The 12,990-nt window shown below is 42.3% G+C and carries 12 protein-coding genes and 2 pseudogenes; 8 read left to right on the forward strand and 6 right to left on the reverse strand.

Annotation, left to right across the window (positions count from 1 at the left end; genetic code table 11):
* Positions 1–72 precede the first annotated feature (72 nt).
* Together I4V84_RS10190 and I4V84_RS20535 are read right to left on the reverse strand one after the other, a co-directional pair.
* The gene (locus tag I4V84_RS10190; RefSeq protein ID WP_195991856.1) at positions 73–585 is read right to left on the reverse strand and encodes a DUF4364 family protein; all 513 of its coding nucleotides are present in this window, start codon (positions 583–585) and stop codon (positions 73–75) included.
* A gap of 37 nt (positions 586–622) precedes the next feature.
* Positions 623–832 (reverse strand): annotated as a pseudogene (locus I4V84_RS20535) (DUF6783 domain-containing protein).
* Here I4V84_RS20535 and I4V84_RS20540 point away from each other — a divergent pair.
* Positions 782–889 (forward strand): annotated as a pseudogene (locus I4V84_RS20540) (DUF6783 domain-containing protein); the annotation flags it as partial. The pseudogenes I4V84_RS20535 and I4V84_RS20540 overlap by 51 nt on opposite strands.
* On the opposite strand, the gene I4V84_RS10195 reads toward I4V84_RS20540, so the two are convergent.
* Complete coding sequence (locus I4V84_RS10195; protein ID WP_207742919.1) at positions 862–1,794, reverse strand: TIGR01212 family radical SAM protein; 933 nt, start codon at positions 1,792–1,794, stop codon at positions 862–864. The pseudogene I4V84_RS20540 and the gene I4V84_RS10195 sit on opposite strands and share 28 nt — an antisense overlap.
* Positions 1,791–2,468 (reverse strand): YesL family protein, encoded by a 678-nt coding sequence (locus I4V84_RS10200; protein WP_243284070.1) that lies wholly within the window; start codon positions 2,466–2,468, stop codon positions 1,791–1,793. Before I4V84_RS10200 ends, I4V84_RS10195 begins: the two co-directional genes overlap by 4 nt.
* Before the next feature lie 245 nt (positions 2,469–2,713).
* On the opposite strand from I4V84_RS10200, the gene I4V84_RS10205 reads away from it, so the two are divergent.
* The gene (locus tag I4V84_RS10205) at positions 2,714–3,040 is read left to right on the forward strand and encodes a YerC/YecD family TrpR-related protein (protein WP_118578214.1); all 327 of its coding nucleotides are present in this window, start codon (positions 2,714–2,716) and stop codon (positions 3,038–3,040) included.
* 92 nt (positions 3,041–3,132) lie between these two features.
* Here the strand turns inward: I4V84_RS10205 and I4V84_RS10210 are convergent, their stop codons facing one another.
* Both I4V84_RS10210 and I4V84_RS20545 read right to left on the reverse strand, forming a co-directional pair.
* Positions 3,133–3,759 (reverse strand): DUF1836 domain-containing protein, encoded by a 627-nt coding sequence (locus I4V84_RS10210; RefSeq protein ID WP_118578215.1) that lies wholly within the window; start codon positions 3,757–3,759, stop codon positions 3,133–3,135.
* 276 nt (positions 3,760–4,035) lie between these two features.
* Positions 4,036–4,122 carry a DUF6783 domain-containing protein gene (locus I4V84_RS20545; protein WP_334286057.1) on the reverse strand — a complete coding sequence of 29 codons (87 nt, stop codon included), beginning with the start codon at positions 4,120–4,122 and terminating at the stop codon, positions 4,036–4,038.
* Positions 4,123–4,152: 30 nt separating this feature from the next.
* Between I4V84_RS20545 and pcrA the strand changes: the two genes are divergently transcribed.
* From pcrA to I4V84_RS10240, 6 genes are all read left to right on the forward strand, one after another.
* On the forward strand, positions 4,153–6,384 hold the full coding sequence (gene pcrA / locus I4V84_RS10215) for a DNA helicase PcrA (protein ID WP_195982570.1): 2,232 nt from the start codon (positions 4,153–4,155) through the stop codon (positions 6,382–6,384).
* Positions 6,385–6,499: 115 nt separating this feature from the next.
* The gene (locus tag I4V84_RS10220) at positions 6,500–6,730 is read left to right on the forward strand and encodes a hypothetical protein (protein WP_173716615.1); all 231 of its coding nucleotides are present in this window, start codon (positions 6,500–6,502) and stop codon (positions 6,728–6,730) included.
* Positions 6,731–7,120: 390 nt separating this feature from the next.
* The gene (rlmD, locus tag I4V84_RS10225; protein ID WP_195991858.1) at positions 7,121–8,485 is read left to right on the forward strand and encodes a 23S rRNA (uracil(1939)-C(5))-methyltransferase RlmD; all 1,365 of its coding nucleotides are present in this window, start codon (positions 7,121–7,123) and stop codon (positions 8,483–8,485) included.
* A 256-nt stretch (positions 8,486–8,741) separates the two neighbouring features.
* Positions 8,742–9,512 (forward strand): hypothetical protein, encoded by a 771-nt coding sequence (locus tag I4V84_RS10230; RefSeq protein WP_148461148.1) that lies wholly within the window; start codon positions 8,742–8,744, stop codon positions 9,510–9,512.
* Positions 9,513–9,526: 14 nt separating this feature from the next.
* Positions 9,527–11,320 (forward strand): DUF262 domain-containing protein, encoded by a 1,794-nt coding sequence (locus tag I4V84_RS10235; RefSeq protein ID WP_173774264.1) that lies wholly within the window; start codon positions 9,527–9,529, stop codon positions 11,318–11,320.
* Positions 11,321–11,346: 26 nt separating this feature from the next.
* On the forward strand, positions 11,347–12,390 hold the full coding sequence (locus I4V84_RS10240) for a virulence RhuM family protein (protein ID WP_148461150.1): 1,044 nt from the start codon (positions 11,347–11,349) through the stop codon (positions 12,388–12,390).
* The last annotated feature ends 600 nt before the right edge of the window (positions 12,391–12,990 follow it).

A 12,990-nucleotide genomic window follows, 5' to 3' on the forward strand; every position in this document is an offset into this window, starting at 1 on the left:
GCTATTTTGCCAAGCGTGCAGCTGTGAAGGTACTGAACAATTACAAAATCTGAAATAAAAAGTGGAGGAGCTTTATAAAAGCCCCTCCATTATTTTTGCATAAATTTCTTCATATTTCTTGGGCCACTGCCTGCAAATGGCCTTGGCAGCGGAAAGAGATGGCGCTGCAAGCGAAAGATCAATCACAGAAGCACCCTTCTGCAAAAGCTGAAGGTGAACCACATATTCTCCCTGATTATTAATGTAATAATCGGCTGGAGCTTTCACCTGATTCTTTGTGGAGGCACCTCTGGCTGCCAGGTACTGGAGCACTTCAGTACGGATGTCCTGGGAAATATCATTCTCGAAATAGGTGAGTGTGTTTTTTCCATCTTCAGTAAGATAATAGTAGGAAGTATTGGAAATGGTACGCTTCTCAATCAGTTCTGTTTCCTCAAGCTCGGAAAGGGCCTGTTGCAAATGGAAATAATTCGTGTACTCACGGTCCAGAATAAATTCTGAAATTTCTGAATTAGTGATGGGGGATGAAGAATTCCGAAGCATGTATAGGATGATCAGTTTGTAAACAGTAAATGGTGTAGCCATTTTCCAGCCTCCCTTCTGGTGAAATATTGCGTAAGTTCTAAATTCGAGCGTGTTTGAAAAAGGCTTTCTGCAAGATGCGTATTACACTTTGCGGGAGATTGCGGGAATAATATTTCAAACAGACTCTGGAGCGTGTTTGAAAAATCATTCCCGCAATCTGCACGCCCCACTTTGCGGGAGATTTTGCCCTCTTTCAGTCGGCGTAGCCCGCTACGCCTCCCTCAATCGGACAAAATCTCCCACAAATTGTGACGCACATCTTGCAGAAAGCCTTTTTCAAACACGCTCTAATGCTTTGCCCTGAAAACTCTGACGCTCTTTCAAACGGTGGTGGAGCAGATTCAGCACTTCTCTTTTTCTGCTGGCCCATAGAGGGGCGATCAGCAGATCTTTCGGCCCATCGCCGGTAACCCGGTGGATCACAATGGATGGATCCAGATGTTCCAGGCAGTCTGCTACAAGGTCAATATATTCGGCGCGTTCCAGCACTTTAAATTTCCCGGCAAGATAATCATATGCAAGGTCAGTGCCTTTCAGAACGTGGAGCAGCTGAAGCTTGATTCCCTGAATATCCCGGGTATTTAAATAATCCATAGTAGCCAGTATATCTTCCCTGGATTCGCCGGGAAGCCCGAGAATGGTATGAACTACTACTTCCAGACCAGCTGCGCGGAGTCTCTTAAGGGAGTCTTCAAAGCAGGACAGAGGGTAACCTCGCCGGATATAAGCTGCGGTAGATTCATGAATGGTTTGAAGTCCCAGTTCTACCCAGACTGGTTTAACCATGTTTAGCCGGGAAAGAAGTTCTACTACATCGTCCTCCAGGCAATCCGGCCTTGTACCAATAGAAAGTGCCACAATTCCCGGATGGGAAATAGCTTCCTGAAAAATTTTTTCCAGATAAGGCACAGGAGCATAAGTATTGGTGTAAGCCTGAAAATAGGCGATGTATTTGTGAATAGGTCTTTTGGCGGAAAGCATGGCAATCTGACTGTCTATCTGTTCATGGATAGAGAGGGCTGCACTGGCGGCAAAATCACCGCTGCCACCTTCGCTGCAGAAGATGCAGCCGCCGTGTCCTATTGTACCATCGCGGTTGGGACAGCTCATGCCGCCGTTTAAGGTGACTTTATAAACCTTTTCCCCGAAGCGCTCCTTTAGCATATAGTCAAGGGAGTGATAGGGCTTTCCATTCCAGCTGGTGATCATAAATTCTTATTGTCGGAATCAAGACTGTGGTCTACTACACTGTCAGGATTCGGCTCAGAGGTTTCTTCCGGAATATATTTGTCAAAAATTTTCACAAAGAAATGGGAATTGATGTATGCAATTCCGGAAAATCCAATGAGCACCAGCAGCAGGATGACCATGGACTGTACCTGGGCACTTGGAATAAAAAATACAAGAACCGGGGCAGCAGTGACAAGGATCATAAGTGCTGTATATGGAAGATGGCGGATGGACATCAAAAATGCGTTGGTAAAAGTATTCTTGATGGTATTGTAAAATTTCGCAAGAACCGGGTAGATGTACAGGAAGATCATCAGGTAAACGACCAGGATCATCATAAATAATACCATAAGAACCTTACCGATGGTGCCAGGTGTGCTGCGGCAGATGCTAATGTCAAAGTACAGCAAAAGGGCAGCCGCAAGCATGATCAGATTGATCACAATACCCTGTTTCAGATTCTGTTTAAAGGATTTAAAAAATCCGCGGACGATATAAGACTCTTCATTACGAACCATTTTCAAAGTGACGTAGAACATGGCGGCAATGGAAGGTCCAATGGTCACCACCGGAATGCAGCAGACAATGCAAAGCAGATTCAGAATGATAAGATCTGCCACCCTGCTCATGAAGGTGAAAAATTTGTTATCCATGTTGAAAAAACGATCCATTCAAAAATTCCTCTTTTCTATTTTGTATATAGCATTAATGAGCTTATCACATAGTATAACGAATCTGTGAAAAAAAAGCAATTTGAAAATAAAAAAGAACATAAAAACTATATAATCTTCACAAAAATATTTATAGAAAGTCCTTGCTTATCACACGTCAGAGTGTTAAAATAGTAATCATTGAAAAGAGAATAATAAACATTAAATATAGAAAAAGGAGTAGCGAAATGAGTAAAAATATCAGAACTGAGGCAGTTGACCATCTTTTTGAGGCCATACTTTGTCTGAAGGATAAGGAAGAGTGCTACACTTTCTTTGAGGATGTGTGTACCATTAACGAACTTCTTTCTTTATCTCAGAGATTTGAAGTGGCCAAAATGCTGATGGATAAGAGAACTTACCTTGACATTTCTGAGAAGACCGGTGCTTCCACAGCCACGATCAGCCGTGTAAACCGTTCTCTGAATTATGGCAATGACGGTTATGATATGGTATTTAAAAGAATGGAAGAGAAAAAAGAGCAGAACCGTTCTCTGGATCAGAAGGACGAATAAGCGTCAGAGGATCTGAATCCGAAATAGAATAAAATATACGAAAGAAAACCCGCGAAATTGTGCTATGAGATAATTTCGCGGGTTTTGTACTGTTATTTGTCTTTATTCTTCTTATGTTTGTCCCTGGGCTCAGATGGGGAAATGTCATCGATCATTTTCTCAATGATCATCTTCTTAATGTAGACATCAAAGCTCATGAGACAGATAAAACTGAATCGCTTCAGAAATTCCTGATCTTCCTCATCTGCATCCTGGAAAGTGGCGCTGGAGAAACGGTAATCCTTCAGAAGATTCTTGATCAACTGGTCAATCTTGCGGTTCTCCATTCCAAAAACTTCATTATATACATAGGTCATGTCCTTGCCTGGCTCACCTTTAAAGTATTTCGCTGTGATGGGACCGAGAAGCTTCTGGATGTCTGTGATGGACAGAATATTCTTAAAATAATAAATGAAGATCAGCATGAGCAGATGATCTTTGGAATAGCGCTTCTTCTCAGGGGAAGGGAGCAGGTTATTCTTGGCGTAGTTATTGATCATGGTCTTTGTCAGGATCTTGTCATCATCGTGACGCTTTGTGGACGCAAGCTGATCCTCCATAAACGTGGTGACCTGATCCATGTACAGGTCGATGTTTGGAAGATCTTCTGGTTTTATATAATCCATTCCGGAAATGTGCTCCAGAATGCTCTTTAATATGGATTTATCATCAGCTGTCATTTTTATCACCTCTGCTCCTTATTATATAGTTTTTAAAACTACTTGTAAACTGTTTTTTTCAGATCTTGTGAAAAACAGAAAAAAACCAGAACTTTGTTTACAAAAAACACCTCGCGGAATGTTACTGGTAAACAGTAAAAACCCGAATCTATGTTTGGATTTTCTGCACGTTCGGGGTTGTGGGAGATAAGGATTTCATGTATAATGAGATTTAACTATTTGAAAAATCATTCCCGCAATCTGCATGCCCCATTTGACGGTATATTTCGTCCGAATTCAGTTGTCGCAGTCCGCTGTGACGCCCTCATCAGGGCGGAAACTCCTACAAATTGTGGCGCACATCCTGCAGAAAGCTTTTTTCAAACATGCTTTAGCGAAAAAAGGAGAACATAAATGAGCATATATGATACATTAAATCCCCCTCAGCGCGAGGCGGTAGCACAGACAGAGGGACCAGTCCTGATCCTGGCGGGAGCTGGTTCCGGCAAGACAAGAGTGCTGACACACAGGATTGCCTATCTGATGGATGAAAAGGGAGTAAATCCGTGGAATATTCTGGCTATTACTTTTACCAATAAGGCTGCTCAGGAGATGAGAGAGCGTGTGGATAAGCTGGTGGGCTTTGGTTCTGAGAGTATCTGGGTGTCTACTTTCCACTCAGCCTGCGTAAGAATCCTTCGGAGACATATTGATAATCTGGGATATGACACGAATTTTACAATCTATGATACAGATGACCAGAAGTCTCTTATGAAAGATGTGTGCAGGAAGATGAACATTGACACCAAGATTTATAAAGAGCGTTCCCTTCTTGCCCAGATTTCCCATGCCAAGGATGAGTTGCTTACACCAGATGATATGGAGATGAAAGCTGCCGGAGATTACAATATGAAGAAAGTGGCTTCTGTTTACCGTGAATACCAGGCTGCTCTTCGCAAGAATAATGCACTGGACTTTGATGATCTGATCGTAAAGACGGTGGAGCTTTTTGAAAAATGCGGTGCAGTGCTGGAGTACTATCAGGAGCGGTTTAAATACATTATGGTGGATGAGTATCAGGATACCAATACTGCACAGTTTAAGTTTATCAGTCTTCTGGCCCAGCGGTATCAGAATCTTTGTGTGGTAGGTGATGATGACCAGTCCATTTATAAATTCCGTGGGGCTAATATTGGAAATATTCTTGGATTTGAGCATGTTTTTCCAGATGCCAGGGTAATCCGTCTGGAGCAGAACTACCGCTCTACCAAGAATATCCTGAATGCAGCGAACCAGGTGATCGCGAATAATACTGAGCGTAAGGCAAAAACCCTGTGGACAGAGAACGAAGAAGGCAGCAAGGTGCATTTTCGCCAGTTTTTGAATGCCTATGAGGAGGCAGAGTATGTGGCAGGAGAAATCGGTAAGTTAAAAAGAAACGGTCTTGGGAACTACCGTGATTGTGCCATTCTTTATCGTACCAATGCCCAGTCCCGTATTTTTGAGGAGAAATTTATTGCAGCCAATATTCCATATAAACTGGTAGGAGGCGTTAACTTCTATGCGCGTAAGGAAATCAAGGATCTTCTCTGTTATCTGAAAACGATTAATAATGCCAGAGATGATCTTGCTGTGCAGCGAATCATCAATGTGCCGAAGCGTGGAATCGGTGCAACGACACTTGGACGTGTTCAGGATTATGCGGACAATATGGGAATCAGTCTGTATGAGGCATTGCGCGTGGCTGAAGAGGTTCCTTCTATTGGAAGAAGCTTGTCAAAGATCGATGGCTTTGTAACTTTTATACAGATGCTGAAGAGCAAGGCAGATGTGATGACTGTGGAGGAAATCCTGCAGGAGGTAATTGATTCCACAGGTTATGTGGCAGAGCTGGAAGCTGAGGATACAGAAGAATCGAGAGCAAGAATTGAGAATATTGATGAGTTGATTTCCAAGACTGTGGCTTATCAGGAGGCTATGGAGGAGCAGAATCAGCCGGCTACGCTTTCTGGCTTTCTGGAAGAGGTGGCTCTGGTAGCAGATATTGATACTGTAGATCCGGATCAGGATTATGTGCTCCTTATGACTTTACATAGTGCCAAGGGTCTGGAGTTTCCGAAGGTGTTTATGGTAGGAATGGAAGACGGCATTTTCCCTAGTCATATGACCATCAGCTATGGCGATGACGGGGAGATGGAAGAAGAGAGAAGACTTTGTTACGTGGGAATTACCCGTGCAATGAAAGACCTTACTTTGACTTGCGCCCAGCAGAGGATGATCCGTGGAGAGACTCAGTATAACAGGGTTTCCAGGTTTGTGAGAGAGATTCCAAGAGAACTGGTAGATCTGGGACACACTATTCAGGAGAAGAAGCCGAAAGTGGAGGAACTAATCCCAACACCGGCGAAATACTCCAAGATGAAAGAAATTCTCCAGGGCAGAAATTACAAGCCAAGAGAATTTAAAGTAACAAAAGCCAATTCGCTGGATTATGAGGTGGGAGATACGGTTCGCCATATTAAATTTGGCGTTGGAATTGTGAAAGAAATCGTGGAAGGCGGTCGTGATTATGAGGTTACAGTGGAGTTTGATAAGGTTGGTGTGAAGAAGATGTTCGCAAGCTTTGCCAAGCTGAAGAAAATTTGATTGGAAATTGGGTTTGGAAAAATTTAAAATTAATATATTAACTATGGTAAAATAATTGCAAAAGTGGTATAATAAATAAACCTAATGAGTACTTTGAAAGAGAGGATGGTATCACATGAACATTAAAATGGATAAGCTCGAGGAATTATTATCATTACTTAAGAAAAAAGAAGATGAGAAGCAGAAGAATACAGTCCTCTGGGTACTGGCTATCATTGGCGCTGTAGCTGCTGTTGCAGGAATTGCATTTGCAGTATATCGCTTCTTCGCACCGGATTATCTTGAAGACTTCGAGGAAGACTTTGATGATGATTATGACGATTATTTCGAGGATGAGGAGAAATAAGTAAGGCGTTTAGCGGATATCCACGGTCGTCCACAATTTTTGGAATACAAATCTGGTTTGGATGTGGATAATTTCGGGGATTTTTTATAAGTGAGTGCATATTAAATGAAAAGGTATACGGGCATATAGCAGTTATGCTCCCCCGTATACCTTATTTTTGATTTAAGGTAACTGTTTTGTATCTTTATAGTAATACGCTTCGCGATGCATAGAAATCATGCATTTACATGATTTCGCGCCGCAATTTTCGGGTTTTCTGTGAACTTTGTTCACAAAAAAACACCTCGCGGAACGTTACCAGTGAACAGTAATCTATTGGCGACAGTATTATATATAAAAGACAGCTGCGGAATAGTTACGATCTATATACAATTATTTTATGGAGGATTTATGAAAAAAGGAGAGATTTACGAAGGAATTATCGAGAAAGTTGATTTCCCCAACAAGGGATATGTGAATATAGATGGAGAAAAAGTAATTGTAAAAAATGGAATTCCAGGTCAGAAGGTTCGCTTTATAATCAATAAGAAGCGTTCGGGTAGGGCAGAAGGCAGGCTTTTGGAGATTCTGGAGAATTCTCCCCTTGAGGTAAGAGAGCCTGTATGTAAGATTTTTCCAGCATGCGGTGGCTGCATGTACCAGACAATGTCCTACGAAGAACAGTTAAAAATGAAGGAAACTCAGGTGAAAGGACTTCTCCAGGAGGCAGTAGGTATTGATACAGACCTTCACTGGGAAGGAATCCACGGAAGTCCTATTGAATTTGGTTACCGTAATAAGATGGAATTTTCCTTTGGAGATGAATATAAAGATGGTCCTCTTTCTCTTGGTTTGCACAAGAAAGGCAGCACTTACGACGTACTGACGGCTTCTGACTGCAAGCTGGTGCATCCGGATATGACGGCGATCCTTTCCTGTGTGCTGGATTTTTTTACAGAGCTTGGGGCTGTGCATTATAAGAAAATGCAGCATACCGGTTATCTGCGCCACTTGCTTCTGCGCCGCGGTGTGACCTCTGGTGAAATTCTGGTACATGTGATCACCACAAGCCAGGCAGAGTACGACTATGCGCCGCTGATATCAAGGCTTCTGGTTCTTCCGCTGGAGGGAAAAATCGTGGGAATTATGCACATTATCAATGATTCTCTGTCTGATGTGGTGCAGAGCGATGAAACCAGATTGCTTTATGGACAGGATTACTTCTATGAAACGTTGCTGGGTCTGCGATTTAAGATTAGTACATTTTCCTTCTTCCAGCCAAACTCACTGGCAGCCGAAGTATTGTACTCCATTGTGCGTGATTACATTGGTGACACCAAGGACAAAGAAGTATTTGACCTCTACAGCGGTACTGGAACTATTGCCCAGCTTCTTGCTTCTGTTGCGAAAGAGGTTATCGGCGTGGAAATTGTTGAGGAAGCTGTGGAAGCCGCAAAAGTAAATGCCGCCTTAAATGGTCTCACCAATTGCCGTTTCATCGCAGGTGACGTCCTGAAAGTCCTGGACGATCTTACTGAAAAACCAGATATGATCATTCTGGATCCCCCTCGCGATGGAATCCACCCCAAAGCGCTGCCGAAGATCCTGGCATATGGAGTAGAAAACATCGTCTATATCTCCTGCAAACCAACAAGTCTTGCAAGAGATTTACCAGCATTTCTGGCAGCTGGTTATGAGGTTCAGCGCAGCTGTAGCGTGGATCAGTTTTGCGAGACGGTGCACGTGGAGACGGTAGTCTTGATGTCAAGAAAATAAAATCAAGTGCCAGAAAGCGGCGTATTTCCGGGCTTTTTCGGAAGTTGGGAATAGAAGCCTAACTCCTGAAAAAGCTCGGTTGTTTTATATGGAAACATATCTACCGCGAAATCTGTGTCAGGTTGTAACCTCGGATTAGATGTCAGGCATTTGGGGATGATTTTGGGAAAATGAAAACGGATGACAACCAATCCGGCAATTCGACCATTTGGGGTGTTTGTAGGCAGTGGATTAGATGGCAAGGAGGAATGAATGAGTGGCAGATATTAAATACCTGTTGAAATTTGGAAAGAGAGAACATTTGGAAAGTCTAGTAAGTGGAAATATATATTGTTCAAATGCAATTACTTTCTGGGGGATTGAAGATAAACTGAAAATCAAAGGACAAGGAGATATTCTTGAAGCTGGTACTAGAATGTTTGCTCAAAAAATGATAATGCAGCATCCAGATACCAAAGAGGTAATTGCAAAATGTGGAAAAGCAAATGGCTTGGTGAGAATAGAACCAGCAGAGAAAATGCCAGTTTTTTGTATGTTTGCTGTTTATGAAGACGATTGCAAAGTCGATATTACTGGAGCTTCAATCATCAATCTTTCAGATGATAAAAAACAGACTATTAGGGAACACTTCCCTAATGCTGATGCTGTTGCAGTAATTCCGAATCCTGAGGAATTTATTGAAGATGTTAAAAGAAGTATCGGTACTGAGATTAAGGCTGAAAAAGTCAATTATTTTCATATAGATAAAGGTTACGAAACCACCGATGGTGAAATAGCTATGGACATGGAGTATATGAAATATTTGATGCAAGATGCATCTCCAGAAAAAGTAGACGGAGGAATAAGATATACTTTTTATGCGGATTATGCATTTAGAGTTTTATTCTGCAAAGATGTATTTTTTGAGCAAGAACAGGAGTATAGAATAGTTCTCCCAAATGAGACTATAGAGGCTGGAAAGAGTTATCCCGTGCGGCTTTCAAAAGATTACGAAATAATTGATTTACATACTTTCTTTGATAATTAGAGGAGGGCGTAAACATGCCAACAACGATAGAAGTAAATAAACAAAGCGTGGAAGCGCTCCTGGGTAGCGGAAAATCAAAACCGTTTGTCATTCCTGAGTACCAGCGACCATATGCTTGGACGGATGAACAGGTAGAAACACTTTTTGAGGATTTATGGGATTTTACTGCTACAAGTGGCGGTACAGAAAGAGAGAGTTCCTACTTCCTCGGAAGTGTGGTTTCCTACGAAAATGAAGATGGTGAGCAGGAAATAATTGATGGACAGCAGCGTATTACGTCTTTGTTTCTGCTGCTACGTGCAATTTATACGAAGCTTGTTGCTACGCCTGCATCAGAGAGAACGGCAGAGGCCAATAACTTTATTGGAAAGATTGAGCCTACTATCTGGAGAACCAATAAACTTACTGGAACGGTGGATTTCAAAAATATCCTTTTGACCTCACGTGTTGTGAATAACGAAGGAAATGAAATTCTGCGATCAATCTTGGAAACCGGAAAAGCGGATGAGGATGCGAAAGATAACTATTCAAAGAATTATCGCCATTTTCAAGAGTTGTTTGATAAGCATTCCACAGAGAATCCATTGATGGTATATCAGTTTATCTATGCGCTCTTGAACCAGGCTATTCTGCTTCCTATCACAGCAGACACCCAGGATACTGCGTTGACTATTTTCTCAACGTTAAATGATAGAGGTCTTCCTCTGTCGGACGCAGATATTTTTAAGGCAAAGATTTACAACCAGCTTGCGCCGGATGATAAGAAGGCATTTATCGACCGCTGGAAAGATTTAGATGAGCAGTCTACAGATGCTAATGAAAGCATCCAGCAGCTGTTCTACTACAATATGTTTTATTATCGAGCACTGGATAAGGATACGAAGACGACTACTCCTGGTGTCAGGAAGTATTATGCGGCTAATAAGTTTGAACGCTTGTATAAGCCTGAATTGTTGGATACTCTTTTTGTTATCCTGAATCTGTGGAAGGTTGTAAACAAAGGAGAGGAACTTGAAGATGAAGCCTGGTCCAAGAATATTAAAATTAGGCAGACACTGGATATTCTGACTTCATATCCGAACGAGTACTGGAAATACCCGGTTGTTATTTACTATGTTTGCTACAGGAATGAAGAAAATTTTGAAACACGATTTGCTCGGTTCTTGAATAAGCTGCTCATGGAGCTGATGACAAAATACTTGATGATACCGACAATCAATGCTGTAAAGCCGGATATTCTGAAGCTGAATTCTGCAATTGTAGCATCGGATATACCTACGTTTGAATTTAAGACTATCGATATGACACAGCTGGAGCCATATATCCAGAATCCGAATCGTAATGTAGTGCGTATGCTTCTGAAGACGCTTGCGTATGAACATCAGGATGATTTGCTTCCGGCTAAGTGGGAGATAGAGCATATCTTTCCACAGAAGTGGCAGACGAATTATTTTCCGGATGAGCCAGACGCAACCATCAAAGAGAAAATTGAGCATATAGGCAATAAGCTCCCATTCGAAAAGAAGCTGAACATTGTCGCTGGTAATGGATATTTTGGCAAGAAGAAAAAAGAGTACATAGCTTCCAAAATTGTAATTACTAAGGCAATGGGAACCTCTGATGTAATGGATTGGAACCTGGAATCCATCACGAAACGTGATATTCGTGTATCTGATGAGGTTGTCAAAATCATGAACAGATGGAATAACGAATATTTAAACACTCCGGTCAGCGAGGGTAAGGCGGGCGAACCATCTGAGGAAGAATTAGCTCAAATTGAGAAATTTAAAAAGAATGGCTGGATCTAGTGATATGTAGAAGGGAGGCATTCTATTTGGCAAAGAAAAAAGATGAAATAACCATCCGTTCCAGCGCAGCAGAGTACCTGACCTATGTTGCCTCTGTAGGTGATCAACAGGACAGCATAGAGATGCGCTATGAGGATGAGAATATATGGCTGACACAGAAGATGATGGCCACATTGTATGATGTTGGTTCACCAACGATAAATGAACATATTAAAAAAATATATGCGGATAGTGAATTGGAAGAGGCCGCAACTATTCGGAATTTCCGAATAGTTCAAACCGAAGGTTCTCGCCAGGTCACACGCGATACCAAGCACTATAGCCTTCAAATGATCATTGCCGTAGGCTTCAAGGTCAATTCCGAGCGTGCGGTACAGTTCCGAAAATGGGTAAACCAGATCGCAAAGGACTACACCATCAAAGGCTGGGTCATGGATGATGAGCGGCTGAAGCGCGGAACGTATCTGACAGAAAAGTATTTCGATGAGCAGCTAGAGCGCATCCGAGAGATCCGTGCCAGCGAAAGAAAATTCTATCAGAAGATCACTGACCTGTATGCGACAGCCATTGACTATGATAAAAACGCTGCAACAACGAGAAGATTCTATGCGACTGTTCAGAATAAAATGCATTATGCCGTTCATGGACATACGGCGGCGGAGATGATCGTGGAAAGAGCGGATCACACAAAAGAGCACATGGGATTAACCACCTGGGCAGATGCTCCTGACGGAAAGATTAAGAAAAGCGATGTCACGGTTGCTAAAAATTATCTGAGTCAGGATGAAATGAAGCAGCTGAATCGTATGGTGACGGCATACCTGGATTTTGCGGAAAACATGACCTTACGACATATTCCGCTTACGATGCAGGACTGGGAAAAGAGGCTCAACAGCTTCATTGAAATGTTTGATTATGGCATTTTACAGGATGCGGGTAAGGTGTCCGCAGAAATTGCAAAGCTTCATGCTGAGACAGAATTTGAAAAATATCGCGTGATCCAGGACAGTTTATTCATGTCCGACTTTGATAGGTATATGCTGGAGTTGGAAGAAAGCGCAAAGAAATAAGGATCAGATACCAGGTCGAGACGGTGAAATCAGGCAACTCAACTCCCTGCGAGTGTATGGCAAATCCGTGGTTTGAACGGATGGATTGTGTAGAAGTTAAGCGGCCTTCACTGTCTCAACGGTCGAGACAGTGGCAGGTGGCAGCAGTGTAAACTTGCCTTGCATTGTATAGGTAGAAAAGGCCTTATACCGACTTGTTCCCATAGACTTCAATGGTTAAGACCGAGCATAAGGTGCTGTGGGAGCTTGCTCACAAAGGCACCATTATGCGATGGGCTGTATGCGGCGAATGCCGCGGATAAGCGTAGGAAGCTTTGCTTCCGTAGCGCATCCGGCGTGGCGTAGACAAATTAAAAAACATAGATTCCGAGCTTTTTCGGAGGTTTGGATTTGAAGCCAGACTTTTGAAAAAGCTCGGTTTTCTTATATGGAAACATATCCGCTGCAAAATGTGTGTCAGGTTGTAACCCCGGATTAGATGTCACGATTTGAGACAGTGGATTAGATATGTGGAGAATTGTTTAAATCGTTAAGGAAAGAATCGAAGGTGGTGCAAACGAAAAAGCAGTATTGAGACTTTTCATTAACTGCCCTTTCGTT

The sequence above is a fragment of the Ruminococcus sp. 1001713B170207_170306_F1 genome (assembly GCF_015668065.1).
Classification (GTDB): Bacteria; Bacillota; Clostridia; order Lachnospirales; family Lachnospiraceae; genus Blautia_A; species Blautia_A faecis.

What these genes read in the sequence shown, in the direction of transcription:
- I4V84_RS10190 (WP_195991856.1), bottom strand. Translation starts at nt 585, where the DNA reads ATGGCTACACCATTTACTGTTTACAAACTGATCATCCTATACATGCTT.
- I4V84_RS10195 (WP_207742919.1), bottom strand. Translation starts at nt 1,794, where the DNA reads ATGATCACCAGCTGGAATGGAAAGCCCTATCACTCCCTTGACTATATG.
- I4V84_RS10200 (WP_243284070.1), bottom strand. Translation starts at nt 2,468, where the DNA reads ATGGATAACAAATTTTTCACCTTCATGAGCAGGGTGGCAGATCTTATC.
- I4V84_RS10205 (WP_118578214.1), top strand. Translation starts at nt 2,714, where the DNA reads ATGAGTAAAAATATCAGAACTGAGGCAGTTGACCATCTTTTTGAGGCC.
- I4V84_RS10210 (WP_118578215.1), bottom strand. Translation starts at nt 3,759, where the DNA reads ATGACAGCTGATGATAAATCCATATTAAAGAGCATTCTGGAGCACATT.
- pcrA (WP_195982570.1), top strand. Translation starts at nt 4,153, where the DNA reads ATGAGCATATATGATACATTAAATCCCCCTCAGCGCGAGGCGGTAGCA.
- I4V84_RS10220 (WP_173716615.1), top strand. Translation starts at nt 6,500, where the DNA reads ATGAACATTAAAATGGATAAGCTCGAGGAATTATTATCATTACTTAAG.
- rlmD (WP_195991858.1), top strand. Translation starts at nt 7,121, where the DNA reads ATGAAAAAAGGAGAGATTTACGAAGGAATTATCGAGAAAGTTGATTTC.
- I4V84_RS10235 (WP_173774264.1), top strand. Translation starts at nt 9,527, where the DNA reads ATGCCAACAACGATAGAAGTAAATAAACAAAGCGTGGAAGCGCTCCTG.